This is a genomic window from Enterococcus sp. DIV0294 (assembly GCF_050558155.1).
Taxonomy (GTDB): Bacteria; Bacillota; Bacilli; order Lactobacillales; family Enterococcaceae; genus Enterococcus; species Enterococcus faecalis.
The window spans coordinates 2468616-2494167 of record NZ_CP187889.1 but is presented as its reverse complement, the minus strand read 5'-3'; the positions used below and the strand labels follow the sequence as shown (position 1 = coordinate 2494167).

The 25552-nt window shown below is 38.8% G+C and carries 26 protein-coding genes and 1 other annotated feature; of the genes, 21 read left to right on the top strand and 5 right to left on the bottom strand.

The window, feature by feature from the left end:
* Positions 1 to 37 precede the first annotated feature (37 nt).
* The 7 genes from IGJ20_RS12110 to IGJ20_RS12080 all read left to right on the top strand — a co-directional run bounded on the left by IGJ20_RS12110 (position 38) and on the right by IGJ20_RS12080 (position 9260).
* Positions 38 to 991 (top strand): siderophore ABC transporter substrate-binding protein, encoded by a 954-nt coding sequence (locus IGJ20_RS12110; RefSeq protein ID WP_126254760.1) that lies wholly within the window; start codon positions 38 to 40, stop codon positions 989 to 991.
* Positions 992 to 1138: 147 nt separating this feature from the next.
* Positions 1139 to 1384 (top strand) — a binding site (T-box leader).
* 49 nt (positions 1385 to 1433) lie between these two features.
* Positions 1434 to 3077, top strand: a complete 1644-nt coding sequence (locus IGJ20_RS12105) for a peptide ABC transporter substrate-binding protein (protein ID WP_126254761.1) — start codon at positions 1434 to 1436, stop codon at positions 3075 to 3077.
* A gap of 21 nt (positions 3078 to 3098) precedes the next feature.
* The gene (pepT, locus tag IGJ20_RS12100) at positions 3099 to 4319 is read left to right on the top strand and encodes a peptidase T (RefSeq protein ID WP_430605240.1); all 1221 of its coding nucleotides are present in this window, start codon (positions 3099 to 3101) and stop codon (positions 4317 to 4319) included.
* Between the two features lie 85 nt (positions 4320 to 4404).
* On the top strand, positions 4405 to 4962 hold the full coding sequence (locus IGJ20_RS12095; RefSeq protein ID WP_002415462.1) for a GNAT family N-acetyltransferase: 558 nt from the start codon (positions 4405 to 4407) through the stop codon (positions 4960 to 4962).
* A 34-nt stretch (positions 4963 to 4996) separates the two neighbouring features.
* Complete coding sequence (locus IGJ20_RS12090; RefSeq protein ID WP_010818564.1) at positions 4997 to 5608, top strand: YktB family protein; 612 nt, start codon at positions 4997 to 4999, stop codon at positions 5606 to 5608.
* A gap of 366 nt (positions 5609 to 5974) precedes the next feature.
* Positions 5975 to 6337, top strand: a complete 363-nt coding sequence (locus IGJ20_RS12085) for an LPXTG cell wall anchor domain-containing protein (RefSeq protein ID WP_010825543.1) — start codon at positions 5975 to 5977, stop codon at positions 6335 to 6337.
* Positions 6324 to 9260 (top strand): WxL domain-containing protein, encoded by a 2937-nt coding sequence (locus IGJ20_RS12080; protein ID WP_126254762.1) that lies wholly within the window; start codon positions 6324 to 6326, stop codon positions 9258 to 9260. Before IGJ20_RS12085 ends, IGJ20_RS12080 begins: the two co-directional genes overlap by 14 nt.
* A gap of 68 nt (positions 9261 to 9328) precedes the next feature.
* Here IGJ20_RS12080 and lepB read toward each other — a convergent pair whose 3' ends face one another.
* The 3 genes from lepB to rpsD all read right to left on the bottom strand — a co-directional run bounded on the left by lepB (position 9329) and on the right by rpsD (position 11246).
* The gene (lepB, locus tag IGJ20_RS12075; RefSeq protein ID WP_002385230.1) at positions 9329 to 9865 is read right to left on the bottom strand and encodes a signal peptidase I; all 537 of its coding nucleotides are present in this window, start codon (positions 9863 to 9865) and stop codon (positions 9329 to 9331) included.
* Between the two features lie 61 nt (positions 9866 to 9926).
* Positions 9927 to 10475, bottom strand: coding sequence for a biotin transporter BioY (locus IGJ20_RS12070; protein WP_002354975.1), 549 nt, complete (start codon positions 10473 to 10475; stop codon positions 9927 to 9929).
* A gap of 159 nt (positions 10476 to 10634) precedes the next feature.
* Positions 10635 to 11246 (bottom strand): 30S ribosomal protein S4, encoded by a 612-nt coding sequence (gene rpsD, locus IGJ20_RS12065; RefSeq protein ID WP_002365342.1) that lies wholly within the window; start codon positions 11244 to 11246, stop codon positions 10635 to 10637.
* A 323-nt stretch (positions 11247 to 11569) separates the two neighbouring features.
* On the opposite strand from rpsD, the gene IGJ20_RS12060 reads away from it, so the two are divergent.
* From IGJ20_RS12060 to IGJ20_RS12050, 3 genes are all read left to right on the top strand, one after another.
* Positions 11570 to 12373: a formate/nitrite transporter family protein gene (locus tag IGJ20_RS12060; RefSeq protein ID WP_126254763.1), complete on the top strand. Its 804-nt coding sequence runs from the start codon at positions 11570 to 11572 to the stop codon at positions 12371 to 12373.
* Positions 12374 to 12444: 71 nt separating this feature from the next.
* Positions 12445 to 13098, top strand: coding sequence for a DNA alkylation repair protein (locus IGJ20_RS12055; RefSeq protein ID WP_002354978.1), 654 nt, complete (start codon positions 12445 to 12447; stop codon positions 13096 to 13098).
* A 9-nt stretch (positions 13099 to 13107) separates the two neighbouring features.
* A complete protein-coding gene (locus tag IGJ20_RS12050; RefSeq protein ID WP_002361040.1) occupies positions 13108 to 13884 on the top strand; it encodes an HAD family hydrolase in 777 nt (258 codons plus the stop codon).
* A 44-nt stretch (positions 13885 to 13928) separates the two neighbouring features.
* On the opposite strand, the gene def is transcribed toward IGJ20_RS12050, so the two are convergent.
* Complete coding sequence (gene def, locus IGJ20_RS12045) at positions 13929 to 14492, bottom strand: peptide deformylase (RefSeq protein ID WP_002354981.1); 564 nt, start codon at positions 14490 to 14492, stop codon at positions 13929 to 13931.
* A gap of 279 nt (positions 14493 to 14771) precedes the next feature.
* Here def and rpsO point away from each other — a divergent pair, with 279 nt between their 5' ends.
* The 8 genes from rpsO to IGJ20_RS12005 all read left to right on the top strand — a co-directional run bounded on the left by rpsO (position 14772) and on the right by IGJ20_RS12005 (position 22220).
* The gene (gene rpsO, locus IGJ20_RS12040; protein WP_002354983.1) at positions 14772 to 15041 is read left to right on the top strand and encodes a 30S ribosomal protein S15; all 270 of its coding nucleotides are present in this window, start codon (positions 14772 to 14774) and stop codon (positions 15039 to 15041) included.
* A 186-nt stretch (positions 15042 to 15227) separates the two neighbouring features.
* Complete coding sequence (pnp, locus tag IGJ20_RS12035) at positions 15228 to 17342, top strand: polyribonucleotide nucleotidyltransferase (RefSeq protein ID WP_002354984.1); 2115 nt, start codon at positions 15228 to 15230, stop codon at positions 17340 to 17342.
* Between the two features lie 181 nt (positions 17343 to 17523).
* Positions 17524 to 18384 (top strand): rod shape-determining protein MreC, encoded by an 861-nt coding sequence (gene mreC, locus IGJ20_RS12030; protein WP_002383273.1) that lies wholly within the window; start codon positions 17524 to 17526, stop codon positions 18382 to 18384.
* A complete protein-coding gene (gene mreD / locus IGJ20_RS12025; protein WP_126254764.1) occupies positions 18381 to 18890 on the top strand; it encodes a rod shape-determining protein MreD in 510 nt (169 codons plus the stop codon). The genes mreC and mreD overlap by 4 nt, the downstream gene beginning before the upstream one ends.
* A 331-nt stretch (positions 18891 to 19221) precedes the next feature.
* Positions 19222 to 20643: a CHAP domain-containing protein gene (locus IGJ20_RS12020; protein ID WP_002394023.1), complete on the top strand. Its 1422-nt coding sequence runs from the start codon at positions 19222 to 19224 to the stop codon at positions 20641 to 20643.
* Positions 20644 to 20820: 177 nt separating this feature from the next.
* Positions 20821 to 21390: a TetR/AcrR family transcriptional regulator gene (locus tag IGJ20_RS12015; RefSeq protein ID WP_002354991.1), complete on the top strand. Its 570-nt coding sequence runs from the start codon at positions 20821 to 20823 to the stop codon at positions 21388 to 21390.
* Between the two features lie 40 nt (positions 21391 to 21430).
* On the top strand, positions 21431 to 21901 hold the full coding sequence (locus tag IGJ20_RS12010; protein WP_126254766.1) for a low molecular weight protein-tyrosine-phosphatase: 471 nt from the start codon (positions 21431 to 21433) through the stop codon (positions 21899 to 21901).
* Positions 21902 to 21989: 88 nt separating this feature from the next.
* Positions 21990 to 22220 (top strand): hypothetical protein, encoded by a 231-nt coding sequence (locus tag IGJ20_RS12005; protein WP_002383277.1) that lies wholly within the window; start codon positions 21990 to 21992, stop codon positions 22218 to 22220.
* Between the two features lie 47 nt (positions 22221 to 22267).
* Here IGJ20_RS12005 and IGJ20_RS12000 read toward each other — a convergent pair whose 3' ends face one another.
* On the bottom strand, positions 22268 to 23002 hold the full coding sequence (locus IGJ20_RS12000) for a class A sortase (RefSeq protein ID WP_002354994.1): 735 nt from the start codon (positions 23000 to 23002) through the stop codon (positions 22268 to 22270).
* Between the two features lie 233 nt (positions 23003 to 23235).
* Here IGJ20_RS12000 and IGJ20_RS11995 point away from each other — a divergent pair, with 233 nt between their 5' ends.
* The 3 genes from IGJ20_RS11995 (at position 23236) to thiT (ending at position 25491) form a co-directional block, all read left to right on the top strand.
* Positions 23236 to 24021, top strand: a complete 786-nt coding sequence (locus IGJ20_RS11995) for a hypothetical protein (RefSeq protein ID WP_002354996.1) — start codon at positions 23236 to 23238, stop codon at positions 24019 to 24021.
* Between the two features lie 78 nt (positions 24022 to 24099).
* Positions 24100 to 24753 carry a PepSY domain-containing protein gene (locus IGJ20_RS11990; RefSeq protein ID WP_025190230.1) on the top strand — a complete coding sequence of 218 codons (654 nt, stop codon included), beginning with the start codon at positions 24100 to 24102 and terminating at the stop codon, positions 24751 to 24753.
* A gap of 162 nt (positions 24754 to 24915) precedes the next feature.
* Positions 24916 to 25491, top strand: a complete 576-nt coding sequence (gene thiT, locus IGJ20_RS11985; RefSeq protein ID WP_002354998.1) for an energy-coupled thiamine transporter ThiT — start codon at positions 24916 to 24918, stop codon at positions 25489 to 25491.
* Positions 25492 to 25552: the final 61 nt, after the last annotated feature.

Below are 25552 nucleotides of genomic sequence, written 5' to 3'. Positions count from 1 at the left end.
TCGGGCAATTTAAAAATAACGTTTTTGGAGGAAAAGAATGAAAAAGAAATTTTTAGCAATGATGGCAGTTTCAATGATGGGACTGTTAATGTTAAGTGCTTGTCAAACAAATAAAAAAACAGCAGATTCTGCAACAAAAGAAACAACAGCTAAAACGGAAGTCACAGTCAAAGACACCAATGGTCAATTAACCGTTCCCAAAAATCCTCAGAAAGTCGTTGTTTTTGATAATGGTTCCTTGGATACAATGGATGCACTAGGTGTTGGTGACCGCGTGATAGGTGCGCCAACCAAAAATATCCCTGCGTATTTGGAAAAATACCAAAAAGTTGAATCAGCAGGCGGCATTAAAGAACCAGATTTAGAAAAAATCAATCAACTAAAACCAGACTTAATTATTATTTCTGGTCGTCAACAAGATTATCAAGAACAATTAAAAGCCATTGCGCCAACCATTTACTTAGCTGTAGATGCCAAAAATCCTTGGGCATCAACGAAACAAAATATCGAAACGTTAGGCACTATTTTTGATAAAGAAGAGGTAGCTAAAGAAAAAATAACTGGCTTAGAAAAAGAAATTGCTGACGTGAAAAAACAAGCAGAAGCTAGCGCGAATAATGCGCTTGTTGTGTTAGTTAACGAAGGACAACTTTCCGCTTACGGAAAAGGCTCTCGTTTCGGTTTAATTCATGATACATTTGGCTTCAAAGCAGCAGACGATAAGATTGAAGCTTCCACTCATGGGCAAAGTGTTTCTTACGAATATGTTTTAGAAAAAAATCCTGGGATTCTCTTTGTGGTAGATCGCACCAAAGCAATTGGTGGCGACGATTCAAAAGATAACGTCGCTGCAAACGAATTGATTCAAAAAACCGATGCTGGTAAAAATGATAAAGTCATTATGCTTCAACCAGATGTTTGGTATCTAAGCGGTGGTGGATTAGAATCAATGCATTTGATGATAGAAGATGTTAAAAAAGGATTAGAGTAAAATTGTCTTAGAAAAGAGGAATTGAAACCTCTTTTCTTTTTTTGATGAAAAACAAAAAAGTTTTAAATTAAAAATGTGGTTGACGGCCTCGAAAATGTTTGCTAAACTATCCGTAAATCAGTATGATTGATGAAACAAATAAAAGAACAAAATGTGATGAGAAGGAAAGTACTTTTTAAAATAGCTTGCAGAGAGCCTCGTTTGGTGAGAAGAGGTAGTGACGTTAAAGGGGAAAATGGCCTTTGAACAGGTTGGTTGAAGCCGTTCGCTTAAACCAATTCAGGTGCGCCTGTTATAGCGCTACAGTATGATTGTACTGGAAACGAGCGGATCTTTTTTAGCGAAGAGATCAACAAAGGTGGTACCGCGATTGCATAAGCATTCGTCCTTTTTAGGACGAATGCTTTTTTTATTTGTTTAAAAAATATGAGGGGGCAACAACATGAAATTGGGGAAAAAAGTAGTAGGTTTGATTGCAACAGGGTTTCTTTTAGCCGCATGTGGCGGAACCAAAGAAGCGGCAGAGAAAGTAGATTCGGGAAATTTAGCAGCTGAACAAAAAATCAGTATTAGTTCACCTGCACCAATCTCAACATTGGATACAACACAAACAACAGATAAAAATACCTTTACAATGGCACAACATTTATTTGAAGGCCTTTATCGGTTTGATGATGATAGTGCCACGGTGCCAGCTCTAGCTAAAGATGTCAAGATTAGTGACGATGGGCGCAAGTACCACTTTACCTTGCGGGAGGGGATTAAGTGGAGCAACGGCGAGCCAATCACGGCCCAAGATTTTGTTTATTCTTGGAAAAAACTGGTGACACCAGCGACGATTGGACCGAATGCTTATTTACTAGACAGTGTTAAAAATAGTTTTGAAATACGCAACGGTGAAAAGTCAGTCGATGAATTAGGGATTTCAGCCCCTAATGACAAAGAATTTATTGTTGAATTAAAACAGGCCCAACCTTCCTTCTTAGCAGTCGTTTCGATTGCTTGGTTAGCGCCACAAAATCAAAAATTTGTCGAAGCGCAAGGTAAAGATTACGCCTTGGATAGTGAACATTTACTTTATAGCGGGCCATTTACGCTAGCCAATTGGGATGCGACTTCAGATACTTGGACATTGAAAAAAAATCCAGAATACTATGATGCGGATCAAGTGAAACTGGAAGAAGTTGCGGTTAGCACAATCAAAGAAGATAATACTGGGATTAACTTATATCAAGCGAATGAACTAGACTTAGTTCGCATTAACGGACAATATGTTCAACAATATCAAGAGGACCCAGGCTATGTCAGTCATCCAGATGTGGCCAACTACTTCTTAGATTTCAACAAAAAAGAAGGAACGCCATTAGCAAATGTTCATTTACGAAAAGCGATTGGCCAAGCAATAGATAAAGAAGCCTTAACACAAAGTGTCTTAAACGATGGGTCAAAACCCCTCAACGGATTAATTCCAAGTAAACTTTATGCGAATCCAGAAACAGATGAAGATTTCCGAGCTTACAGTGGCGAATATTTGAAAAATGACGTCAAAAAAGCCCAAGCTGAATGGACGAAAGCCCAAGCGGATGTCGGTAAAAAAGTGAAACTTTCATTGCTGGCGGCAGATACAGATCAAGGAAAACGAATTGCTGAATATGTTCAAAGTCAGTTACAAGAAAATCTGCCAGGTTTAGAAATTACCATTTCATCGCAACCAAGTAATAATGTGAATCAATCGCGACGTGAAAAAAATTATGAGTTGTCTCTTTCAGGATGGATTGCCGGCAGTAGTGAATTAGACTCTTACTTTAACTTATATGCGGGAGAATCAAGTTACAATTATGGCAATTATCATAATGCCAAATACGACCAACTAGTAGAAGATGCACGAACGATTAATGCCAATAATCCAGAGAAACAGTTTGCAGAATACAAAGAAGCGGAAGACATCTTGTTGAACCAAGATGCTGCCCAAGTACCGCTGTATCAAAGTGCCTCAAATTATCTAATCAATCCTAAATTGAAAGGCATTAGTTATCACTTGTATGGGGATTATTTCCACTTGCGCAATGCCTATTTAACAAAATGATTCAGGAAGAAGGAGTAAAAAATGGAAAAATTAGTCGAACGATTTTTAACTTACGTGAAAGTTAACACCCGTTCAGATGCCAACAGTCAAACCACACCGACGACGGTCGGTCAAGTGGTTTTAGCCAAAATGATTGAAACAGAACTTCATGAATTAGGCTTGGCCGATGTGCATTATAACGAACAAAACGGCTTTTTAACGGCACGGTTGCCTGGTAACCAACCTGCAGCGAAGAGCATCGGGTTGATTGCACATCTGGATACGGCGGATTTTCCAGCAGAAAATATCCGTCCCCAAGTCATCACTAATTATGATGATCAAGATGTCCTCTTGAATCAAGAACAAGGCATCGTTTTATCAGTTGCTGAATTTCCCAATTTAAAAGAGTATCAAGGGGAAACGTTGATTACTACAGACGGAACCACACTTTTAGGAGCAGATGACAAAGCGGGAATTGTCGAGATATTAGCTGCTGTTGAGTATTTTTTGGCACATCCAGAAGTAGCGCGGGGGGATGTTTGGCTCGCCTTCGGTCCAGATGAAGAGATTGGACGCGGGGCCGATCAATTTGATGCGCCGAACTTCCCAGTCGCTTTTGCGTATACGATTGACAGTGGCCGCGTGGGGCATTTCGAGTATGAAACGTTTAACGCTGCCCAAGCTGTGATAACAATTGAGGGAACCAGTGTCCATCCGGGAACGGCCTATGGTTCGTTAGTAAATGCCATTAAATTAGGCGAACAACTTGATCAATCACTGCCGCAAAAGGAAGTACCAGAACAAACACGTGGAAATGAAGGATTTTATTTACTCAATAAATTTACAGGAAGTATTGAAAAAGCAGAACTTGTCTATATCATTCGGGATCATGATCGAGAAAACTTTCAAGCGAGAAAGCAATTTTTGGAAAAACAAGTCCAACGTTTAAATGCGCTGGCGGATAAACCCAGACTAACAATTACTTTCCAAGACCAATACTATAATATGAAGGAAATCGTCGAAAAAGATTGGACGCCTGTAGAATTGGCCGTCCAAGCAATGGAAAGTTGTGACATTGAACCAATCATCACACCATTTCGTGGCGGGACAGATGGTTCTAAGATTTCTTTCATGGGCATTCCCACGCCTAATCTATTTACAGGAGGCGAAAATTTTCACGGGCAATATGAATTTATTACCGTTGAATCAATGGCCAAAGCTGTTCAAACGATCATTGCCATCATTCGCTTAAACGCTAATTAAAGAAACACGCGAGGAAAATGCCGATTTTCCTTGCGTGTTTCGCTGTTTTTCTGTAAAGTATGTAGAAAAGTAGGGAGTTTTGCTCATGAATTATCCATTGATTTTTGCAGAAAACCAACGAATTGAAACCGAACGCTTGATTTTAAGACCTGTCACATTAGCCGATGCAGAAGATATGTACGAATATGCTTCAGATGAGGAAACGGTCCGCTATGTGTTCTTGAAAAACCAAACAATCGCTGAAACACGACAAAACATTGCTAAATATTTTATGGGGGAACCTTTAGGAAAATATGGGATTGAAGTGAAAGAAACGGGCAAAATGATTGGCACGATTGATTTGCGGGTCAATGAAACCAATAATGTTGGAGAATTAGGCTATGTCTTGAACCGTGCCTTTTGGGGCAATGGCTACATGCCTGAAGCCGCGACGGCGTTAGTTGAACTGGGTTTTGCAAAAATGAAACTCATGAGAATCTTTGCTTTACATGATCAAGACAATCCAGCTTCTGGTCGTGTCATGGAGAAAATTGGTTTTACCTACGAAGGAACACTGCCCAATGCCCGAATTAGTAAAGGGAAAATTGTCACAGATGTTTATCGTGGGATGACACTGGAAACATGGCAAAATCGACAAAAATAGAAGCGGAAGACAAGTTGAGAGAGGAATTAGAGAAATGTTGATGTTTACAGAAAAAGAATTCGCAGCCTTTGAAGTTGCTGGATTAGATGAACGAATGGCGGTTATCCGTGCGCAAATTCAACCGATTTTTCAAGAATTAGACACGTATTTTGCCGAACAACTAGCGCCTGAACTAGGAACGGAGTTGTTTGTCCATATTGCGCAACATCGCCGTCGCACCGTGTATCCACCAGAAAATACTTGGTCCGCACTCAGTCCGAATAAGCGCGGTTATAAAATGCAGCCGCATTTTCAATTAGGCATTTGGGGCGACTATGTGTTTATGTGGTTGTCATTCATTGATAATCCTAAAAATGAAAAGCAGATTGCGCAAGCCTTTTTAGAGAATCAGCAATTATTCCAAGCGTTACCAGAAGATACGTATGTTTCCTTGGATCATACGGTTCCTCAAATTACTCCGCTGCCAGAAACGGATTTAGAAAAAGCCTTAACTCGTTTTAGAGATGTAAAAAAAGGTGAGTTTGAAATTGGGCGTATCATTCCCAAAGATAGTGCCTTGTGGCAAAACCCTGAAAAAGCACGAGCTTATATGTTGGCAACCTATCAACAACTCCTGCCATTGTATCAATTAGCTGTTGCCCAATAAGAGAAACAGACAGTTATTTTGTGTTTTAGTGTTATTTTATCGAATTATCCAATCGTCAAAAATGAGAAAAGCTCACAATGTTAGTTTTGAACACTAACATTGTGAGCTTTTATGGGGTTTGGCTAGTAAAAATTTAAGAAATTAAAGATGCTTTTTTTTAAAAAAGGGGATAGTTTTTACTGTTTTCCCTTATTTCCCTTATTTCCTTTAAATAACGTAGCGTAAAAGACACGATATATAAGGGACTTGTTAAAATAAGGGTTATCAACTGGAAAAAACTGTTGTTTTGAAGAGTCTTTTTTTTGCTATTATAGAGCTATGAAAATAGGTTGTGAGAGATATTTAAATGCAAAAGGAGGTTTTTAAATGAAAAAAAAGCGTTATTTAATGATTGCGTGTCTACTATTTTCCCCTAGTTTTTTTATAAATGTTGAAGCGTCTGATGGTGGTTCTAGTTCGGTGGGGATTGAATTTTACCAAAATCCGACAACACCCGCTCCTAAAGATCCCCCACCGAAAACAGATGCGCCAGCTGCCGATCCCAAGGAACCAGCTGGTCCTCCGCAAGGAGATCAACGAAGTGGTGGTTCGACACAGACCACCACAACTGGCTCGCAGCTCCCTCGTACAGGGAGCAAGAGTCAGGCAAATTTGAACATTCTCGGCTTCGCCTTAATCGGTTTGGCGGGAATCGTACATAGAAAGAGGGGACGACATGAAGCGAAATAAATGGCAACGTCTTGCAGCTATTGGCTTATGTAGTTCTTTGCTAGTGAATGCCTTTTCTGGCGTGACGGCAGTTGCGGAAACTGTGACGATTGAAAGTAGTCCGACCGCCGAAAGTAGTACCAAGGAAGAGACACCAGCCAGTAGCGTTAAGGAAGAAACAACGAAAACCAGTACGCAAAATAGTCAAGTAACGACTGACACGAGTCAGGAAGAAGAAACGAAAGAAGCGGAGAAACAAGCAGAAACAGAAGTATCAACGGAAACGCCAGAGGTAAAAACAAATACCACAGAACAGGCACCAGCAAATAGTAGTGAAAGTGACCTACAAAAGAGTATTTCACCACGTTGGGTACCGAATAATCAAGTGATTTACCCGAGAATGACCTTTGCTTTTACGGATGAAACAGGGAAAGCTTTCGCTAATGAAAATTTAACGTTATCAGGGACGTATTATAAATTAGCAAATCGCACAGCAACTAGTCAATGGAGCCCATACGCTGATAGATATCCAATTGTTTCTTCTAATGCAGGTGGTGGTCAATATCGAGTAGCTGTCAATGCAGCGGTTCCTATGCCGTACGATTTTCTCACAAATTTACCAGTAGGTTACCATATGAATATCTATGCAATTGAACAATTAAAGATTGATAACACACTAAAGTATGTCGACAGTATTGTTGCCTCGTCCAGTAGTATAAACATGACCAGATACAGTGTGCAACAAACATCTGAAGCAGCTCAATTTGGTAATTACGCTAAATATGGTTTGTCTCAGAGGGATAAAACATTCTCTAAAAATAGTGCAAGTATCTTTTCTCTAAATTCAGTAGCTTTTGCTACGACTATTGGTGGTGTATTAACAATAATGAGAACAGATTCTGTAGAGAAAGACATTCTATTAATGGGATTTGATGGTACGGCAACGTACCGAGAAACACTGAATTACGTAGTCACACGTAAACAAGTCACCGAAAAGTTCGTCAATACTAGTGGCGTAGCCATTACACCGCCAACAGGGTTTACCCAAAATAAGAAAACACCAATGACCAGTAATGCTTTCACATTCAAACAAGCAGGCACCTTACCAGATACCTACAAAGTAGGCACAAAAACTTACAAGTTCAAAGGCTGGTACAAAGGCAAAACCAAACCAAGTGCCTTGACAACTACGAAAGCGCCAAGCTATGCAGTAACGTATGATGATAATGATGACTTGAATGTGGTGTATGAGGAACTAATTCCCAAAGATACGTGGGTTTACCCAGGTTTCCATGCAGAATTTGTCGATGAAAAAGGACAAGCTTTCAATGAACCGTTAACGTTTTCTGGAAACTACACACAGACACTAAGAAAAGCGGTAGACCAGACATATGTGACAACGGGGGCTATGAATCCACTAGTAAGTATTAAAAATACGAATAAAGCCAATGTCTATACTATTACAACCCAATCAAGAGTCAACATTCCAGCAAACTTTGATGAAGTTCCTAGCGACATTTATGATATGCGTACTTATGCAATCAACGACTGGAATATTACAACGGAACTAAAATATATTGATAAAATTGAAACAATGAATACCACATTACCTGTTTCTGAGTACCCAGTGGGCTTTGTGGGGACTGACCCAGTGTTTAATAATAGTGGTCCGGGCCAATTAAATGAGATAGATAAATCCTTTAAAAAAGGGGTAGATAATAAATTTTCAATAAAAGCAACATTTGGTGTCGGTAGCTCAGTAAACACTGTTCCAAGATTATTACTTGTAGCTCGTGCGACAGGAAATCCAGAGAATAAGATCGTTTTACATGGTTTTGATGGGACACAAGACTTCAAACAAACTATGAACTATAAAGTCACTCGGAAACAAGTTACCGAAAACTTTGTCGATGCCAACGGTGCCAAAATCACTGCACCAACAGGCTTCACCCAAGGCAACCAAGTACCAATGAACAGTAACACCTTCAAGTACACAGCGGCACAAGCTTTACCAACGACGTATACTGCAGGTGGCAAGACCTATACGTTCCAAGGGTGGTATAAAGGGAAAACCAAGCCAAGTACCTTGAACAAAACAACAACACCAACGTTCAATGCCACTTTTGATGGCAATGATGATATGACCGCCATGTATAAGGAAGAAATACCAACGGCTAGTGTCACATTAACTCGACCAAAAGAAGTGATCGATACGAATACCAATGTAATCTGGACAACAACGATCACGAATACCAGCAAAGCACCCTTACAAAATCTCACCTTGAAAAAAGGGCCCAATTGGTCAGCTGGTCTGACGATCCCGACCTTTATGGAAGTGACACCAGAAGGAGAAACGACAAAATCAATCCCAGTAAATAGTACACTTTGGACAGAAGGGGTTTCTTTACCAAATGCCGTTCCTATCGGCAAAAAAGTTTCAATTGCTTTCACAACTCGCGCAACAGGGAAACCAAACACTGTTTTGAAAGCAGAAGTTGTAGTATTTGGTGGTATTAAAGATCGTACAGTGGATAACTTCGTGAGAATTCGTCCAAATGATCAAGAAGTAGTCACACCAACGACCGAAGGCTTCATTAGTGTACCAACCTTTGACTTCGGCCAAGTGGGCGTTACAGGAAGTAAGCAACAACACAGCTTGCCTACAGCGACCCGCTTATTATTAGGGGCGGCACCTGTCTCTAGCTTTACCAATTACAATCAACCAACCGAGTTGAAAAATGCGGCCGGTACCACGAGTGCCATTAGCTTAACAGCCAACAACACGGCGACGAGTATTATTGCCAACAAGCAATTCACAGGTAGTAATGTTTACCAGTTGGACTTCACCTTCAATAATGTCAAACTTGAAGTGCCAGCCAATCAAGGTGTTAAAGGGCAACAATACAAGGCCGCGGTTACGTGGAATCTTGTGACTGGACCTTAACAAGAATACGTGAATAAAAGCTAAACCGCCCTCAAAAAGTCTAACTTTTTGAGGGCGGTTTATTATTTTTATGGAAAGCCAATTTTATCTAATGGATAATAACGAAAAGTCAAAACACCTTCCACGCTCGCTTGTTTAACAAAGCCAAAGTAACGACTGTCATCTGAGCGCGGGCGATTATCCCCCAAGACAAAATACATGCCTTCTGGAACGGTCAGGGATTGGGTGGCTTCTAAGGTCTCTAGCGTAAAATCTTGGGTATAATTTTCATTTTTAGAGACATTTCGTTTAGCACTTGCTAAGTAATCTTCACTGAGTGATACACCATTAATATAAAGGGTATCATCGCGATACTCGACTGTTTCGCCAGGTAAACCAATTAAACGTTTGGCTACTCGTTGGCCGTTGCGAGGACTGGGAAAAGCGATAATATCAAAGCGCTGTGGCTTTTTAATCGAGGTCACCCATAAACGGTCGTTGTTATGAAGTGTTGGTTCCATTGAAGAGCCGTTCACCGCAGCAGGGGAGAAAACATAGTGTCGAATTAGCAAGACAGCGACGACTAACAAAACCAACTGAACCAATCGTTTTAATAATGAGGACATGGACTTCACTCCTTTGTCCTTTTAGTGTACTACAGACAAGGAAAAGAAAAAAGTTTTCCCCTTAAGAAAGATGTGCTAAAAAACGTTTCATAAAGCGTTGGCGAATTAAAATACCAACATAAGCAGCTGCGACAGCCTTGATGATACCAGGAATAATAAACGGAGCAAACCCGCCAGCGAAAGCGTTTGGCCACGGCAGATTTGCGGAATATTTCAACCAAATCATGCCGAAAACTAAGGTAACTAAGGCACCGGCAATATTTGCGATAATGGCCCAAGTATAGTTAAAGGTTGTTTTTTCTAAAATATAACCAGTTAATAAGCCGTTAAAGATAAAGCCGATTAAATAGCCGCCAGTTGGTCCAAAGAGTACACCGAACCCGCTAGACATCCCAGCGTAAACGGGTAAACCAATTAATCCTAATAAGAAGTAAATTAAAATAGCGTAGGTCCCCGTTCGCTTGCCCAAAACGGTAGCGGTTAAGCCGATGGCAAATGTTTGTCCAGTTAAGGGGACAATCCCCAATGGAATTGTAAATTGTGAAAGTACAGCAATAATCACAGCGAATTCTGCTGCTAAAATTAAAGAGCGTAACGATGCTTTATTCATAAGAAGCCTCACTTTCTATTGTTAACCAATTGTTTTTATTTGGTTAACAATAGTTTAGCGGAAGTAAACAATTTTGTAAAGAGGGCAAAGAAAAAAACCTTGCCAAGAAAGGCAAGGTTTTGAAAGAAGGTAAGAACCGTAGTTCGACCTTTTGAAATCTTAAAGTTTTTGGTTGTAGTATTCAACGACAAGTGCTTCGTCGATTTCTGGGTAAAGTTCATCACGTTCTGGTAAACGAGTGAAGCTACCTTCTAATTTTTCAGTGTCAAAGCTTACGAATGCTGGACGTCCAACAGTTGCTTCAACCGCTTCTTTAATTGTTGAGATGTTTTGAGATTTTTCACGAACACCGATCACTTGACCAACTTCAACGTGATATGATGGAATATCAACACGTTTGCCGTCTACAGTGATGTGACCATGGTTAACTAATTGACGTGCTTGACGACGAGTAGTTGCAAGACCTAAACGGTAAACAACGTTATCTAAGCGTTGTTCTAGTAAAACCATGAAGTTAACACCGTGTTTACCTTCTTTGATTTTGCTTGCTTTAATGAACAACGTACGGAATTGACGTTCGTTCATGCCATACATATGACGTAATTTTTGTTTTTCAGTTAATTGCATTCCGTATTCAGAAACTTTACCACGGCTGTTAGGTCCGTGTTGTCCTGGTTTGTAAGGGCGACGAGCTAGTTCTTTACCAGTACCTGATAAAGAGATACCTAGACGACGAGATACTTTCCATGATGGTCCAGTATAACGAGACATTAAAAATTCCTCCAATAAATAAATGTTTTTTTGGAGTAAAATAATTAGATGAAAAATTCATATTCGTTCAGTTCATTCTTCAACCTTCGCCTTTGCAGCCGCGGTTACGCAGTTGAACCAAGTTTGGCAATGAACTGTTGACGAGTTATTATTCTTCTGCTGCAATTATTTTACACAAAATCTAGTATACTTAATAGGATAGGAAACGTCAAGGTTTTAAAGTGAAATATGAAAAAAAGGTAGACAAAAACACTTTTCCTCATTAGAATAAGGGGAGATGTTTTGAAAATATAAGTTGAAAACGGAATGAAAGGGAGTTTACAATGAAGTCTGGTTCACCATTGTTTGAACAAATTGATAAATCCATCGACAAGAAAGTGAATTTATTCTCAAATAGCTTTTCCCGCTACGCTGTTCGTGCAATGCTTGCTTGTCTATTTTTAACGTTGGGAACAGCCGTTGCTTTTGCAATCGCAATTAAAGGAGAAGGGATTTCTCATGGTTTAGGGAAAATGCTTTATGCCTTCATGTTCAGTTGGTCACTTGTGATGATTTTATATATGAATGCCGAACTTGGTACCTCGAATATGTTGTACATGACTGTTGGGGTCTATCGTAAAAAAGTCAACTTTTCCTTAGCTGCAAAAATTTTATTTGCCTGTATCTTATTCAATTTAATTGGTGGCGTCTTGTTTGGCTTCTTGGTATCACTTACAGTACCGTTCCAAGATTTGCCAAAAGATAGTTTCTTCTTTACATCGATTGCTGGAAAATTAGAAAAAACCACCCTGCAAATTTTAGTTGAAGCTATGTTCGCCAATATTGTAGTTAATACAGCCGTATTAGTGAGTATGCGAATGAAAGATGACGCCGGCAAAGTCGCGGCCATTATTTTCATTATCTTTATCTTTGCTTTCCTTGGTTTTGAACACGTGATTGCCAACTTCCCAGCCTTCAGTTTAGCTTACTTTGCTTCAAACGGCGCAATTGAAGCTTTCACAGCTGGTAATGTTGTTCATAATCTGTTCTGGGCCTTTATCGGTAACTTTATCGGTGGTGGCTTAATTATGGGTCTCGGCTATGCCTGGTTAGATAAAGACAACAAAAACTTAACGTATTTTGATTAATTGACCAACCAACTATACTAAAACATGGTACACTGTTTTAGTATAGTTTTTTTATTATAAGGAGCGAAGGAATGGACACACTTCAATTTCAGAAGAACCCAGAAACAGCAGCAAAAATGTCTGCTTATATGAAACACCAGTTTGTTTTTGCAGGCATCCCCGCCCCAGAACGTCAAGCGTTAAGTAAACAACTTTTAAAAGAAAGTCATACGTGGCCAAAGGAAAAATTATGCCAAGAGATTGAGGCTTATTATCAAAAAACAGAACGAGAATATCAGTATGTCGCTATTGATTTAGCTCTTCAAAATGTTCGGAGATTTTCATTAGAAGAGGTCGTAGCGTTTAAAGCCTATGTTCCACAAAAAGCATGGTGGGATAGTGTGGATGCTTGGCGAAAATTTTTTGGGTCGTGGGTGGCGTTGCATCTGACTGAATTGCCAACGATTTTTGCCCTTTTTTATGGCGCTGAAAATTTCTGGAATCGGCGTGTTGCGCTGAATTTACAGTTGATGTTGAAAGAAAAGACCAATCAGGACCTGTTGAAAAAGGCGATTATTTATGATAGAACTACAGAGGAGTTCTTCATTCAAAAAGCGATTGGCTGGTCATTACGCCAATATAGTAAAACGAATCCGCAATGGGTCGAGGAATTGATGAAAGAATTAGTGTTGAGTCCTTTAGCACAACGAGAAGGCAGTAAATATTTAGCGAAAGCGAGCGAATAAGGAGAAATGATGGAAAGAAAACTTTTTGCATTTGATATTGATGGGACGTTGTTAAATTCGGAGAAGAAAGCATTGGATAGCACGAGAGAAGCGCTAGCAAAATTGCGGGAGCAAGGACACTTAGTTACGCTGGCAACTGGCAGAAGTCGTTATATGGCGCAAGAGGTGATTTGGGATTTAGATTTTACTAATTACGTATTATGTAATGGCGCCGCGGCTTTTGTGGATCATGAGCAATATTATCAAAATTTATTGCACGCTGAAGCGTTGGAACGTTTGGCACAAGACAGTGATCAACGCGGCTTAGGATTTGCTTGTGTGGGCTTAGATGATATTAAGAAGAGCAACCAGCACCGTGCTGAAAAAATGGAAATTGCGATGAACTCTTTTCATTTTCATTCACCTGCTTATGATGAACACTTTTATCGTCAAAATGATATTTACCAAGCGCTAGCTTTTTATGACGCAGAAGATCAGTGTACGTTTGAAGAAGAATACCCAGAATTCCGCTTTATTCGCTGGCATCAACATAGCGTAGATGTTGTGCCTAAAGATGGCTCAAAATCAGCTACGTTAACGTATTTAGCTAAACGTGTGGGCATTGATGCAAAAAATATCATTGCCTTTGGGGACGGCGAAAATGACCGAGAAATGTTAAGCCATGCAGGGATTGGCGTCGCAATGGGCAACGCGAGTCCTTCCATTCAAAAAGTGGCCACAATGGTCACAGATACAAATGATAATGATGGGATTTGGAAAGCCTTAAAAGAAATGAAGGCCATTTAAAAAAAACTGGGCCGTTTGTCTGAAAACAAACGGCCTAGTTTTTTTTATTCGATGACTAAAACGCCCTCTTTTAAAGCAAATGGATTTTCTTTGTTAATATGATCGTAGAACATGATGCCATTAATATGATCAATTTCATGTTGAACCACAATCGCTTCGTAGTTTTTTAAACGAACTTTGTGTTTTTCGCCAGCCATGTCAAAATAACTGACGGTAATTTTGTTATGGCGAACGACATACCCAGGCACATCCCGATCGACAGATAAACAGCCTTCCCCTTCACCTAAACATACATCTTGCACAGAATGGCTCAAAATTTTAGGGTTGTACATCACCGTACTTAATGAAGGCGTTTCGTTTTCTGGGTCGTTACTAGGAACATGGACAGCAATAATTCGTTTAGAAATATCTAATTGTGGTGCAGCTAAACCAACGCCACCACGTAATTGTAATTCTTCGGCTTTGACTGGATCTTGACTATTTTTTAAGAAAGTCAACATGTCCTCACCTAATTGTCGGTCTTCCTCAGTGATAGGGACAGGCACTTCTTCTGCCACAGCACGAAGTGTGGGATTCCCTTCACGAATAATATCTTTCATTGTAATCATTCAATGGTTCCTCCTTTGAAACATAAAAAAATTCTTCTTTTATTTATTCATGCGCTGAAATAATCAGTTGTTTACCACCATTTAGTGTATCACAAAATCACCAAAAAAGGGGCTAGATTGTTTAAAAAAACTATCGAATAATAGAGATTAAGCTTGCATTTTAGCGGTGTTTCCTGTAAAGTAAGCTTGTGTGGAAACACACCATCTATCACTTGGTTTAGCGAGTCACCAACGCTTCACTCAGTGATCAGACGAATAATAGAGAAAGAGGTGGAACAAATGGCAATTTCACAAGAAAGAAAAAACGAAATCATTAAAGAATACGCACGTCATGAAGGAGATACTGGTTCTCCAGAAGTACAAATTGCTGTCTTAACTGAAGACATTAACCAATTGAACGAACATGCGCGTACACACAAAAAAGATCACCATTCTTACCGTGGTTTAATGAAAAAAATCGGTCACCGTCGTAACTTGTTAGCTTACTTACGTAAAACTGACATCCAACGTTACCGCGAATTGATCCAACGTTTAGGATTACGTCGTTAATCATTACGTATAAAGCGAGGTTCAATCAGAATCTCGCTTTTTATCTTATTGTCACTATTGAAGGTCCTCTTTGGAAAGTTTTTAGGAACTACTAACCAAATGAAAGAGCAGCAACGACTTGTTACTTTTTCATTTGTTTAGTAGACGTCTGACTTTTCCAAAGAGCAAGAGTAAAGGAGAAGAATTATGACAGAAAAACAAGTCTTTAAAACAACTTGGGGCGGCCGCCCACTAGAAGTAGAAATCGGCCAATTAGCCAAACAAGCCAATGGAGCTGTCTTAGTACGTTACGGCGATACGGTCGTTTTAAGTGCTGCTGTTGCCTCTAAAGAAGCAAAAGATGTAGACTTTTTCCCATTAACTGTAAACTATGAAGAAAAAATGTATGCGGTAGGAAAAATTCCTGGCGGCTTCATTAAACGTGAAGGTCGTCCAAGTGAACGTGCGACATTAACCGCTCGTTTAATCGACCGTCCTATTCGTCCAATGTTCTCAGAAGGCTTCCGTAACGAAGTCCAAATTACGAACATCGTTATGAGTGTGGAGCAAGACTGTACACCAGAAATGGCTGCAATGTTTGGGTCTTCCTTAGCGTTAGCAATTTCAGATATTCCGTTTGATGGACCAATTGCTGGTGTTGACGTTGGCCGTATTAATGGCGAATATGTTTTAAATCCAACGGTAGAACAAGCGGAACAAACAGATATTGAATTAACTGTTGCTGGAACAAAAGAAGCCATCAACATGGTTGAAAGTGGTGCCAAAGAAGTATCAGAAGAAGATATGTTAGGTGCCTTACTTTTCGGTTTTGATGCCATTAAAGAACTAGTGGCGTTCCAAGAAGAAATCGTTGCCGCTGTAGGTAAACCAAAAATGGACGTGGACTTATTACAAGTGGACGCTGATCTTAAAAAAGAAATTTTTGATGCGTACTACAATACAATGAAAACAGCCGTAATGACGGAAGAAAAATTAGCACGTGAAGTTGAAATTGACAAAGTAAAAGATACAGTCAAAGAAGTTTACGCTGAAAAATTTGCGGAACACGAAGAAGAAGCGCAATTACTAAAAGAAGTGAAACAAATTGCGGAAGATCTTGAAAAAGATGTCGTACGTGAGTTAATCACGATCGATAAGATTCGCCCGGATGGCCGTAAATTAGACGAAATTCGTCATTTATCATCAGAAGTAAGTATTTTACCACGTGTGCATGGTTCTGGCTTATTTACTCGGGGTCAAACACAAGCTTTATCCGTTTGTACATTAGCGCCTTTAGGGGAACATCAAATTATCGATGGGTTGGGTGTCCAAGATAGCAAACGTTTCATCCATCATTATAACTTCCCACAATTCTCTGTTGGTTCAACAGGACGCGCGGGCTCACCAGGTCGTCGTGAAATCGGTCACGGTGCGTTAGGTGAACGTGCCTTAGCACAAATTATTCCATCAGAAGAAGACTTCCCTTACACAATCCGCTTAGTAGCAGAAGTGTTAGAATCAAATGGTTCTTCTTCACAAGCAAGTATTTGCGCGGGAACATTAGCATTAATGGATGCGGGTGTGCCAATTAAAGCGCCAGTTGCAGGTATTGCAATGGGTCTTGTTAGTGATGGCGAAAACTATACAATCTTAACAGATATTCAAGGTTTAGAAGACCACCTTGGCGATATGGACTTTAAAGTAGCAGGAACGAAAGACGGAATCACTGCTTTACAAATGGACATCAAAATCCAAGGAATTACAGAACAAATTTTAACGGAAGCATTAGACCAAGCGAAGAAAGCACGGATGGAAATTCTAGAAGAATTAACAACAACGATTGCTGCTCCTCGTGAAGAATTAAGTCAATATGCACCGAAAATTGAAATGATTCAAATTAAACCAGCGAAAATTAAAGATGTCATTGGTAAAGGTGGCGAAACAATCAACAGCATTATTGATGAAACCGGCGTTAAGATTGATATCGATCAAGACGGTAACGTAAGTATTGCTTCATCAGATGCTGAAATGATTAAAAAAGCCATCAAGATTATTGAAGAATTAACCAAAGAAGTTGAAGTCGGTCAAGTTTACTTAGCAAAAGTTGTCCGCATTGAAAAATTTGGTGCGTTTGTTAACCTAATTAAAGGCAAAGATGGCTTGATCCATATTTCTCAATTAGCAAACGAACGTGTGAACAACGTTGAAGATGTCGTGAAATTAGGCGACGAAGTCCTTGTCAAAGTAACTGAAATTGACAAACAAGGCCGTGTCAACGTGTCAAGAAAAGCATTATTAAACGAAGAAAACAAAGAAAAATAATTTCTTTTTAAACCAACGAAAACCAAGGAAGCTTCCTTTCTTTTCGTTGGTTTTTTCGTTGAAAACAAGCCCTAAAAAAGAAATGATAAAAAAAGCTAAAGACGATCGCCAACTCTTTTGTTTATAGTCAATTAGTGGTAAAATTAATACTATCAGTCTGAAGAATATCTGGGGTGTCTTTGTGAAAAAATTTAATCCAAATAAAAATATAATCATTACCTTAATTTTAGTCATTATTTTAGTAACCATTATTAGTTTAACTGCTGCGCAACGTTCTGAAAAAGGCAAAACCAATGTCGTTCAAGGTGGCGTCAACAATAGCGTTAGTATGGTGGATCGTGTAATTTCTTTTCCAGCTCGTGTGGTGGAAAATGGCTTGTCTTCAATGGGCAATTTAATTAACACGTTTAAAGAAAACGAACGTCTAAAAGAAAAAATTGATAGCTATAATGAATTAGCTGTCCAAAACAATAACTATAAACGCGAAATTGATAGTTTAAAACAAGAATTGAATCTGAACGAAACGTTGGCCAACTATGAAAAAGTAACTGCGAATGTCATTACGCGTTCGCCTGATACTTGGCAAGACTTATTAATTATCGATAAAGGAACCAATGACGGCATTGAAGCGGGCATGGCGGTCATGGCGCAAAAAGGGTTAGTGGGGCGTGTTATTGAAGTCAATGCAACGACTGCAAAAGTGGAACTACTAACGTCTAAAAATGTTAACTCGAACCATTTCCCTGTGCGAGTAACTTCCGCAAATGGCGAATCATTTGGTTTACTTAAAAATTACGACAATAAGACGAATGCATTAATTGTGTCACAATTAACTGGCGATGCCACTCTGAAAGAAGGCGATGTCGTTCAGACTTCTGGCTTAGGTGGTAATTCCCCAGCCGATTTAGCGGTAGGGACAGTTATTAAAGTGAAACCAGATAGTTTTGGTTTAGATCGTGAAGTGTATGTGAAACCTTATGCGGATGTCTATGGTATCTCCGTTGTGACGGTCGTGAAAAGATCGGCAGGGGAAAGCGAATGATTCGGAAAGAGTATTTAAAATACGTCACACCTATTCTCTTGTTTTTCTTAATGTTAATTGATGCTCATTTAACAAAGTCTTTTGAAACGTGGACAAGTAATGTTTACTTCGCCAGTTCTCATCTGCTATTACTTGCGTTGATGTTTGCCGTTCCTAATTTTTCTAAACGTTATTTATTAATTACTTCATTAATTTTAGGCTTTATTTGCGATAGCTACTACATTGGCATTATCGGGATTTATACAGTTGCACTGACGATTTCGGTTATGTTGATGTATACATTTAAAGAAGTAATTCAAACAAATTTACTAACTGGTTTTTTTGGGATCGTCATTTTTACCACGTTGTATGAACTGATTGCGGTACTGATTCAAGTGGCCTTTCATTTAGCGGATGTCAGCCCAATTTTATTTATTACACGTGTGTTAGGCCCTACATTGCTATTGAACATGGTGTGGTATGTTATTTTATCTTATCCACTGAAAAAACTGTTTTCCGTAAAATAAAAATTGAAAATTTTGTTCGTTTGCGAAAAATGCTCATTTGTTAGCATTTTTCGCTTTTTTTATTTTCTTTAAATAACAAAACGATGAGAAGCTTACCCTGGAGCCTTGAAGAAAGTTGTGAAAAAAGTGAAGCTTTTTTTTGTCATTTACAAGAAGAAAATTGAAATATTACTGTAACATCCATATTATCTCAGTGACATACAGCTATGCTACAATTGCTCTATCGTTGAAAAAGAGAAATTTATTCAAATTTTAATAAATAATAAAAAAGCTTAACAAAAAAGGATTTTCGGAGGACAACAGATTGAAGAAAAGTGTATTATCGGCTCTAATGGTATGTTCCATTACCTTAACAAGCGTAGCGTTGCCATCCGCAGCATTTGCAGATGAATACGATACAAAGATTCAACAACAAGATCAAAAAATTAATGCGTTAACTAGCCAAATGTCAGATGCAGAAGCAAAAGTTGCCGCGATTGAAAATGATATGGTTGAAACGGCCAAACAAATCGATACATTAACAGCTAAAAAGAACAAGCTATCATCAGAAGTATCTAAATTATATAGTGAAATTTCTGATTTGAATGTCCGTATTCAAAAACGTGAAGTACAAATGACAAAACAAGCACGCGATGTCCAAGTGAATGGTCAAAGTGATTCAATTATTGATGCTGTCTTAGATGCAGATTCAGTAGCAGATGCAATTGGTCGCGTTCAAGCGGTCTCAACAATGATGAGCGCCAACAATGAATTACTAGAACAACAAAAAGAAGACAAAGCGACTGTTGAAAAGAAAACAAAGAATGTTGAAAAACAAATTGCTGAATTAGAAGCAGCAACAAAAGAACTAAATGACAAAACAGAATCATTAAAAACATTGAAGATTCAACAAGAAGTGGCTAAAAATGATTTAGAAGCGCAACGTTCTGAAGAACAAGGGAAAAAAGACGGCTTCATTAAACAGAAAAAAGAAGCGGAAAAACGTTTAGCAGAAGAACAAGCACGCCAACGTGCAGCTGCTAAAAAAGCAGAAGAACAAGCGGCAGCGCAAGCACAAGCCGCAGCACAAAAAGCGGCAGCAGAGCAAGCGCAAGCAACAAAAGCAGCCAATGAGGCAGCAGCATCAGCCGCTGAAGAAAAAGCCGCAACACCAGCAGTAGAATCATCAACAACTACTGAAAGTACCACAACGCAAGAAACAACAACTTCAAGTACTGAAACAGAAAGTGTTGTAACAACACCTGTGGCAGCAGCACCTGAAAAAGAAAAAGAAGTTCCTGTAACTAACCCAACGACTCCTGAAAAAGGTAATGAAGCAAAACCAGGGAATGGTGGCGTGACTTCAGGAAAACAAGCCGCAATTAATGCAGCTTTAGCAGATGTTGGTAATTCTTATGCAACAGGTTGGAATCAACCAGGCGAATGTTTAGTATCTGTTCGTCGCTGGCTAGCGGCAGGCGGTATTAACTTCGGTTATGGTGGTCCAAACAGTGGCTATGTTGCTTCTGGCGCAACACAAGTTAGCTGGAGTAACGTGCAACCAGGCGATGTTGTTCAATATGAAAGTGCCTATAGTCCAGATAGCTGGATTGGTGGCGTGCATACTGTCTTAGTTACAGGTGTAAGTGGTGGAAGTGTCCAAATCGTTGAAGCGAACAACCCAGGAGGTTCTGGTTATGTTTCTTCTAACTCTAACTGGTCACCAGCACCACCAGCAGGATTCCGCGCTGTTGTATGGCGTTTTCCAGGCTAAATAGTCATCTATTAATAATTGATAACAAGGAGTGGTAACTAACAAAAATCGTTAGTTGCCGCTTTTTTTATTCATTTAATTTTAAATATATGCATAAAATGTATCTGAAAATATTGTAATCTGGCCGTTTTTTTGCAATTATAGAGGTATATACATATTAGGAGCGGAGGAATCAGCATGAGCGGAACGCACGATACAAAACAAGCAATCGCTTCAGCTTTAATAGAATTATGTGAACAAAAGGATTTTCGTAAAATAAGTGTCCAAGATATTACCAAAAAAGTGGGCTTGAATCGTCAAACATTTTATTATCACTTTACAGATAAATATGATTTATTACGTTGGATTTATCGTCACGATGCATTGATTTACTTGGAAACAGATATTTGTTTGGAAAACTGGGAGGAACAAGCCCTGAAGTTATTAAAAGCGATTAAAGAGAAGAGTCATTTTTACTATACAACGGTGACCTCAGATTCAGAAGTTCTTCTTAATGTTTTTTCCGCTTCGACCAATCGCTTATTTATATCATTATTTGAACAAGTCGATGTTGAGAACCATTTAACAGATAAAGACAAACAATTTTATGCGAATTTCTTTTCCTATGGATGTAGCGGCGTCTTAACGAAATGGATTCTTGAGGAATATCCTCAGACTCCTTTGGAAATGGCGACGCAATTATTCCGTTTAGCGAAAGATACAGAATTTATGGCTTATCATTTGTATGAACAAGAAGCCAATGAGTAATGTGTGAAGGATAAAAAGTCTTATGAAGGAGTGAAACGTTGTGGTAACTGTGTTATTTGTTTGTTTAGGCAATATTTGTCGTTCGCCAATGGCAGAAGCGATTTTTCGTCAGAAAGTCCAAAAAGCTGGTTTAGAATCGATTATTCAAGTATTTTCAGCAGCTACTAGCCACTGGGAAGTTGGCAGTCAGCCACATAAGGGAACCAGAAAAATTTTGGAGCAACAAGGAATTTCCTATCAAGGAATGCGGGCAACACAAATCCAGCCAAGTGATTTTAAAAAATATGACTATATCATTGGGATGGATGCGAATAATGTGGCAGATTTAAAAGCATTAGCTCCTCAAGAAGAGCAACGGAGGATTCATTTATTTATGGAAGTTGTGGCTGGTAAAGAAACCATGGACGTACCTGATCCTTATTATACTGGTGATTTTGAGGAAACTTACCGCTTAGTGGAAGCAGGTACCTCAGAATGGTTGAAAAAAATAAAAGCACAGCTGAAAGATTAGGACTATAGTCCGATAGTACTTTCTGTTTCCCCTTGGTACAATAGTGTTAACAAATTGTTCAGGGAAAAAGAGACAGGAGGGTAGTAAGATGAACAGTAGTTATTTATCCTATGTTTTTGAATTGAGTTTGTATTATTTATTGTTGATAATGAGTCTGCCGCTAGTGTATGCTGTCACGTATCATTTATCTTTTAGTAGTATGTATACAAGTGAATGGTTAATGATCTCTGTCTTCTTATCTCCGTTAGTTTTATTGTTTGCAGGTATCCGTTATGGTTTTGCTCGTTTGAAACAGCAAGAACGCCAAGCGATGAAATAAAGCAAAAAATCCTTGAAAAGTTTTGACACTTTTCAAGGATTTTTTTATTAAGCCACCCAATCGGCTAAGGTTTTTTGCTCCAATTGGAAAGCCTTCAACATATCGTCGTTGGCGTCTTTAATAGGCGTCGTTGCTGCTAATGTTCCTTGAACAGCAATTCGCGTCGTTGCTTGTAAATCGCCACAGGTAATTAAGGTAATCATATTTTGACCAGGAACGTCATCAATTAACTCAACACGGGTTGGTTCGATTTTTTCTACAGAAGTTATTTTGTATGTATAAACAGTAGATAAATCAGTGATATAAATGAGTTCGTCTTTTTTGGTTCTTTCTAAAGGTGAAAATAAGGAAACGCCATCTTCCGTTCGATGACTAGCCAAGGCATAATTGTTTTTCCCCATGACTTGATCTTCTTTCATGGTCCCGGCACCAGTTAATAAAGCGACATTTGACAATCCTTTAAAAATGGGCAAATTAATTTCGACACTTGGTATCGCAATGGCACCAATCACAGGTAAGTTTTTGTTTTCAAATTGGGCTTTCATCACCGCTTCTGTGCTCAAGGACTCAACTGAATCAAAGTCAAACGTTGTTTCACGAGCCATATTTTTCTTCACATCAGCTGGTTTCAACTTGCTAACGGCGTACGAGCGGCTATTTTGTTGAACCACCCAACTGCGTATCTGATTGTTAAAAATTAAGGCCAAGCCAATGATAAATAGTAAAACTAATAAGCTGTTGATTAACCAATTTTTTCCTCTTTTTTTCTCTTTTGGGCGCATATTCTCCCTCCTTTTAATGTATCAAGTTTACCACAATTTATTTGAAAAACCTATTTATTTTCTTTGGGGAATAGGTAAGCTAGCCGGACCTTGATTTAATAAAAAACAACTGAATCGATTGATTTTTCAAAAAAATCCTCATTTTGTAATGGAATTTTAAAGTAAAAGAAACAAGCTTTTCTTTTGAAAATATTGTAAAATGGTAAGGAGGCTAGTAGAGGGGAGATGGGAATTTGCTTGATTTAATTTATGTACATATAGATGTAACCAGCAACGCGGTTTTATCTAAAGGAATTACCCATTCCGATTTTGTTCGTTCAATTGTGCATCATCCACAGAACTTACTATTATTAGATCCTTCTGCCGAAGCTGGCGAATACGATATGCATTCAGGCTTGAAAATTATTCGCGGAGAAGAAAGCGTCAATCGCTATTTTCAATCGCTACAACGTCGTTGGATGACTGAAGAGATTAAATGGATTGACTTTTCCGATGTGACGATGCTAAAAGAGCTAACGCCATTAGAAATTTCGGAACTTCTTTATTTTGGACACATGAAGAATAGTTTGCATTCGCCTTTCTTTTATAAGCTACAAAATGATTTTGTCTTTTTTGAATTTGCAGATCAGATGACGCGTGTCTATTATCGTTATATTGATGAATTTTATCGAATCTTTGCTGATAAAATTACACGTGTTGTTTTAGAGAAAGTCAACCAGAAAAAGGCCTTCTTTAAACGAAATACGCCTGTCGAAAAATTAAGTCCTGAATTACTTAAAAATATGAAAGGTATCTTGCAAGAAGGTGTTATTTTTTGCTTCCAACAAACGGAAGTGGATAAAGAAGAATATCGGATTCCTATTTACTTGGTGGAAGATTCACTTAGCAAGATGAAAAATACCTCTTACCAAAAAGAAGAAATTTTGGCAACGCTTGTCTATAATAGTGAAAAACGCATTTGGCACATTGAACAAGAGAATGATTTCGGTGAAATTTTTATGTTGGCCCATGAAGGCTGAGAGAGCTCTAACTTTATCAACTAAAGTAGGGCTTTTTTTTTGTAGCTATGATTTGGATGAGAAATCAAGTATAATAAAATGATAAAAAGGAAAGAAGGTTGTTTAATGAAAAAAATACTCTATGGCTCTATGACTGGCTTGGCATTCTTTTTGGTAGCTGGCTGTACATCCAAAACACCCACAGATGTTTCATCAACAAATGAACAAAAAGAAACAGTAATATCAACTACTGAAACAAGTTCATCCGTACAACAAGAAGAAACGACGACATCAGAGAAGGCAACTGTGGTAGCTGTCTCTTTAGAAAAAGTAACGACAGCATTTGAGAAAAAATATCCAGAAGCTAAAATAACAAGTCTGCAGTTAGATACAGATTTTGGACGTTATTTTTATGAAATAGAAGGCGTGGATCAGCAAAAAGAATATCAAGTTGAAGTGAACGCAGAAACAGGCGAATTCACAAAAGAAAAAGTCGAAACCTTGGATGCCGATGAACAAAATGGCGTTAAAATGCAAGAAGAGGCACTTGATTTAACAAAGATCATTTCCAGAGAACAAGCCACAACCTTGGCTGAAAAAGAAGCGAAAGTCGGCCAGGCAACAGATTGGAAGTTAGAGAAAGAATTAGGAATCACCTATTGGGAAGTGAAAGTGAAAGAGGGCCAACAAAAAATAGAGGTAAAAATCGATGCTCATTCTGGTAAAATTTTGACAACTGAGCGGGACGATTAATGGATAAAAAGTAGCTGGCATGCGTTTGAGTAGGAGTTGATTATCTTAAATGCTGATCAGCTATTTTTTTGCTTGTTCGACAAACGTGTTTTTCTAAAGTCCCTATGGTAAAATAACGATGTATTAGTGGTTGAGAGCGTCAGAACATAGGAGGAAATTTGTTTGGCTAGAAAAATGGATTTACGTATTTGGGTAGAAGGAACAGTCGTCGCAGCAATGGCAATGGCCCTCTCTTTTTTACCGATTGAATTTGCCAATAGTGGCTTGGACCTATCGTTGGGAATGGTCCCATTAGTTCTTTATTCGTTTCGTCGTGGGTTGCTTCCCGGAGTTGCAGCAGGCTTTGTTTGGGGCATGTTAAATATTATTCTCGGCACAGCCATGAAAAATTTCTTGTCCGTTCCACAGATTATTTTTGAATATCCCTTTGCTTTTGCGTTTGGAGGAATGGGTGGCGTATTCGCTAGAAAAATTCAACTGTATTTTCAAGCGAATCGTTTAAAATCAGCCATTCGTACGATTATTTTAGGAAGTGTTGTCGCAGTCTTCGCCCGCTGGTTTTGGCATTTTTGGGCGGGTGTATTGGTTTGGGGCATGTATGCACCAGAAGGAATGAGCCCATATCTCTATTCCTTTGTTCTAAACGGTACAAGTACCGTCGTCAATTGTTTGTATGTAAGTCTAGTTCTAGGCTTATTGGCAAAAGTAGCACCGCAATTATTTGTTCCTAAGAAATAAGTTGAGTCCTAAGTCAGAAGTTTCATGGGATTTTGACTAAAGTCATAAATAAAAGAAACCA

Excerpts from the sequence above, each read along its gene's own strand:
- IGJ20_RS12105 (WP_126254761.1), top strand. The coding sequence starts at position 1,434 with ATGAAATTGGGGAAAAAAGTAGTAGGTTTGATTGCAACAGGGTTTCTT.
- IGJ20_RS11990 (WP_025190230.1), top strand. The coding sequence starts at position 24,100 with ATGATAAAAAGGAAAGAAGGTTGTTTAATGAAAAAAATACTCTATGGC.
- rpsD (WP_002365342.1), bottom strand. The coding sequence starts at position 11,246 with ATGTCTCGTTATACTGGACCATCATGGAAAGTATCTCGTCGTCTAGGT.
- mreD (WP_126254764.1), top strand. The coding sequence starts at position 18,381 with ATGATTCGGAAAGAGTATTTAAAATACGTCACACCTATTCTCTTGTTT.
- IGJ20_RS12050 (WP_002361040.1), top strand. The coding sequence starts at position 13,108 with ATGGAAAGAAAACTTTTTGCATTTGATATTGATGGGACGTTGTTAAAT.
- IGJ20_RS12000 (WP_002354994.1), bottom strand. The coding sequence starts at position 23,002 with ATGCGCCCAAAAGAGAAAAAAAGAGGAAAAAATTGGTTAATCAACAGC.
- IGJ20_RS12070 (WP_002354975.1), bottom strand. The coding sequence starts at position 10,475 with ATGAATAAAGCATCGTTACGCTCTTTAATTTTAGCAGCAGAATTCGCT.
- def (WP_002354981.1), bottom strand. The coding sequence starts at position 14,492 with ATGATTACAATGAAAGATATTATTCGTGAAGGGAATCCCACACTTCGT.
- IGJ20_RS12095 (WP_002415462.1), top strand. The coding sequence starts at position 4,405 with ATGAATTATCCATTGATTTTTGCAGAAAACCAACGAATTGAAACCGAA.
- lepB (WP_002385230.1), bottom strand. The coding sequence starts at position 9,865 with ATGTCCTCATTATTAAAACGATTGGTTCAGTTGGTTTTGTTAGTCGTC.
- pepT (WP_430605240.1), top strand. The coding sequence starts at position 3,099 with ATGGAAAAATTAGTCGAACGATTTTTAACTTACGTGAAAGTTAACACC.
- IGJ20_RS12005 (WP_002383277.1), top strand. The coding sequence starts at position 21,990 with ATGAACAGTAGTTATTTATCCTATGTTTTTGAATTGAGTTTGTATTAT.
- IGJ20_RS12055 (WP_002354978.1), top strand. The coding sequence starts at position 12,445 with ATGGACACACTTCAATTTCAGAAGAACCCAGAAACAGCAGCAAAAATG.
- IGJ20_RS12020 (WP_002394023.1), top strand. The coding sequence starts at position 19,222 with ATGGTATGTTCCATTACCTTAACAAGCGTAGCGTTGCCATCCGCAGCA.
- IGJ20_RS12060 (WP_126254763.1), top strand. The coding sequence starts at position 11,570 with ATGAAGTCTGGTTCACCATTGTTTGAACAAATTGATAAATCCATCGAC.
- rpsO (WP_002354983.1), top strand. The coding sequence starts at position 14,772 with ATGGCAATTTCACAAGAAAGAAAAAACGAAATCATTAAAGAATACGCA.
- IGJ20_RS12080 (WP_126254762.1), top strand. The coding sequence starts at position 6,324 with ATGAAGCGAAATAAATGGCAACGTCTTGCAGCTATTGGCTTATGTAGT.
- pnp (WP_002354984.1), top strand. The coding sequence starts at position 15,228 with ATGACAGAAAAACAAGTCTTTAAAACAACTTGGGGCGGCCGCCCACTA.
- IGJ20_RS12015 (WP_002354991.1), top strand. The coding sequence starts at position 20,821 with ATGAGCGGAACGCACGATACAAAACAAGCAATCGCTTCAGCTTTAATA.
- IGJ20_RS12090 (WP_010818564.1), top strand. The coding sequence starts at position 4,997 with ATGTTGATGTTTACAGAAAAAGAATTCGCAGCCTTTGAAGTTGCTGGA.
- IGJ20_RS12085 (WP_010825543.1), top strand. The coding sequence starts at position 5,975 with ATGAAAAAAAAGCGTTATTTAATGATTGCGTGTCTACTATTTTCCCCT.
- IGJ20_RS12110 (WP_126254760.1), top strand. The coding sequence starts at position 38 with ATGAAAAAGAAATTTTTAGCAATGATGGCAGTTTCAATGATGGGACTG.